This is a genomic window from Yoonia sp. R2-816 (assembly GCF_046762905.1).
Lineage (GTDB): Bacteria > Pseudomonadota > Alphaproteobacteria > Rhodobacterales > Rhodobacteraceae > Yoonia.
Genome location: NZ_JBKQXN010000126.1, coordinates 1 through 2,484, shown reverse-complemented (window position 1 = coordinate 2,484; position 2,484 = coordinate 1). Strand labels below are relative to the sequence as shown.

General features: G+C 62.6%; 2 protein-coding genes. Both read right to left on the bottom strand.

Annotation, left to right across the window (positions count from 1 at the left end; genetic code table 11):
* Positions 1-266: 266 nt before the first annotated feature.
* Entirely contained in the window at positions 267-1,469 is a 1,203-nt protein-coding gene (locus ACFWW2_RS02820) for an IS91 family transposase (RefSeq protein WP_393925972.1), read from the bottom strand.
* A gap of 10 nt (positions 1,470-1,479) precedes the next feature.
* The gene (locus ACFWW2_RS02815; protein ID WP_393925970.1) at positions 1,480-2,352 is read right to left on the bottom strand and encodes a tyrosine-type recombinase/integrase; all 873 of its coding nucleotides are present in this window, start codon (positions 2,350-2,352) and stop codon (positions 1,480-1,482) included.
* Between the last annotated feature and the right edge of the window lie 132 nt (positions 2,353-2,484).

Below are 2,484 nucleotides of genomic sequence, written 5' to 3'. Positions count from 1 at the left end.
TGCAGCGGCGATAAATCTGACAAGGAGGAAAGCACGGGCGGCTTTCGCGTCTATGGGGATTGCGTGTTACCGCCGCGTTGGTCGAGTATCGGATCGGCAGCCGCGGCGGTCGTGTCTGGCGCGGATGCGTTGGCTGCCATGGTCCGATGGCGCAGTTTGGACTCTCTTTCGGCCATCAACGGCCCATCTCACCACCGACGTCGCGGGGCTGGCCGCATTGATCGGTCCGGCGCCTGGACACTGTGGAGCCGGGTGAGATCGGTGGATCATGCGGCTTCTTCCCGTGGCGGTGCGCGGGATTTCGGGGTCTGGCCGCGCGGGAAGGTCTCGATGACGATCATTGTGCCGCCGCATTTCGGGCAAGGCTGTAGTGTGTTCGGGTCGTCAAAGTCGTCGGTTGCACCCTCATCCGATGTCTGCCCTGGCGCTGGCTCGGCATTGAGCAAGCGCCTGATCGTCTCGATCCTGTCGCGACGGATGCCATTGGCAAGGAACCCCGCGTGGCGGATGCGGTGGAAGCCGGGCGGCAGGACATGGATCAGGAAGCGGCGGATGAACTCATCCGTGGGCAGGCGCATAACCTTCATCCGGTCACCACGCTTGATCCGATAGTCTTTCCAGCGGAAGGCCACGGTGTCGCCATCGGCGCTGACCAGGCGGTGGTTCGAGATGGCCACGCGGTGGGTATAGCGGCTGAGATAGACCAGCACGGCTTCGGGCCCGCCGAAGGGTGGCTTGGCATAGACGACCCAGTCGGTTTTGCGCAGCGGCGCGAGGTGGGCCGCGAAGTTATCAGGGTCTGCCAGTCCCACCAGATCGCCGAAGAAGCGCAGCTTGCCGACCCGGTGCAACCTTATCAGTCCTTCGAGGAACAGGCGGCGGAACAGCCGAGACAGGACCTTGACCGGCAGAAAGAACCCCGGGCGGCAACGTATCCAGCGGGTGCCATCCGCTGACAGCCCGCCACCCGGCACGACAACGTGCACATGCGGATGGTGTGTCATCGCCGAACCCCAGGTGTGCAACACCGACGTCATGCCGATCCGGGCCCCGAGATGCTTTGGGTCGGCCGCGATGGACAGGAGCGTCTCAGTCGACGCCTTGAACAAGAGGCCGTAGACAGCCGCCTTGTTCTGATAGGCAATGTCGGCAATCTGGGCCGGCAAGGTGAAGACCACATGGAAGTATTCCGCCGGCAACAGGTCCTCCATGCGAGCCTGCATCCAGCCCTTGGCGGTTGACCCCTGGCACTTCGGGCAGTGCCGATTGCGACACGAGTTATAGGCGATGTGCTCATAACCACACTTGGTGCAGGCCGCCACATGCCCGCCGAGCGCAGCGGTTCGGCAGGTCTCGATCGCGGACATTACCTTCAATTGGGTAAGGTTCAGATGCCCGTCATGTTGCCGTCGATATGCAGCACCATGGGCGCGGAAGATATCCGCGACCTCCAGCTTTGGGCGGGGCATGGGACTGGGATCAGCCGGGTGCCGCCTCTCGTCTCACCAGCAGATCGAGCGGACTGGTCACGTCCCGGATCGTCTTGGTCGCCACCTTGGTGTAGACTGTCGTGGTCTCCAGCTTGGCATGACCCAGCAAGACCTGGATCACCCTTATGTCAGTCCCGCCCTCAAGCAAATGGGTGGCAAAGCTGTGCCGCAGGGTGTGAGGCGACACCTTCTTCTTGATCTCGGCGAAGTCGCAGGCCACCCCAAACGCGCGGTTGAACTGCCGGGTCGAGATCGGGTCGACCCGATTGCGGCCGGGAAAGAGCCAGCCCGCGGGTCGCGCCTCGCGGTAGTAGTCGCGCAGAAGCTCCAGCAGGCTCGGCGACAGCATCACATGCCGATCCTTGCGACCCTTACCCTGCTCGACACGGATCAGCATCCGATCGCTGTCGATGTCGCCGACCTTGAGATGGGTGACCTCGCTTGCCCTGAGCCCGCCGCCATAGGCAACGCTGAACGCAGCTCGATACCGCAGACCCGGCCCAGGTGCTGCTTCGAGAATGCGCGCGACCTCCTCGGCGCTCAGCACAACAGGTATCTTCTTCGCTGCCCGCTGATAACGCATGTGCCCCTTCATATCCGGGCGCGGGCAGGTCGTCGAAAAGAAGAAACTCAGCACCGTCAGCCGGTTGTTGAAGGTCGGTGCGCCGACGCCCTTCTCCTTCATGTCGAGTTGAAAGGCGCGCAGTTCCTCCGGCGTCGCGGCATCGGGCGAGTGCCCCAGGAACCGCGTGAAGTCGCGCATCGCCCGCAAATACATCGTCTGCGTCTTGGGCTGCAGTCCCTTGATCCGCATGTCTTCTAGGAAACGCTGACGCAGCGCAGGTACATCTTGGTCCGTCATCGGAAACTCCTGTCATCAGATTGAGAAGGTCCCAATCGTCAAACAGGTGCGTCAGTTCGCAAAATCCACGCCGCTTACATCAGCGCACAACATCCGCCGTAAGCGCCAATACCGCGAGAGCGGTTTCGTCCT

Excerpts from the sequence above, each read along its gene's own strand:
- ACFWW2_RS02815 (WP_393925970.1), bottom strand. The coding sequence starts at position 2,352 with ATGACGGACCAAGATGTACCTGCGCTGCGTCAGCGTTTCCTAGAAGAC.
- ACFWW2_RS02820 (WP_393925972.1), bottom strand. The coding sequence starts at position 1,469 with ATGCCCCGCCCAAAGCTGGAGGTCGCGGATATCTTCCGCGCCCATGGT.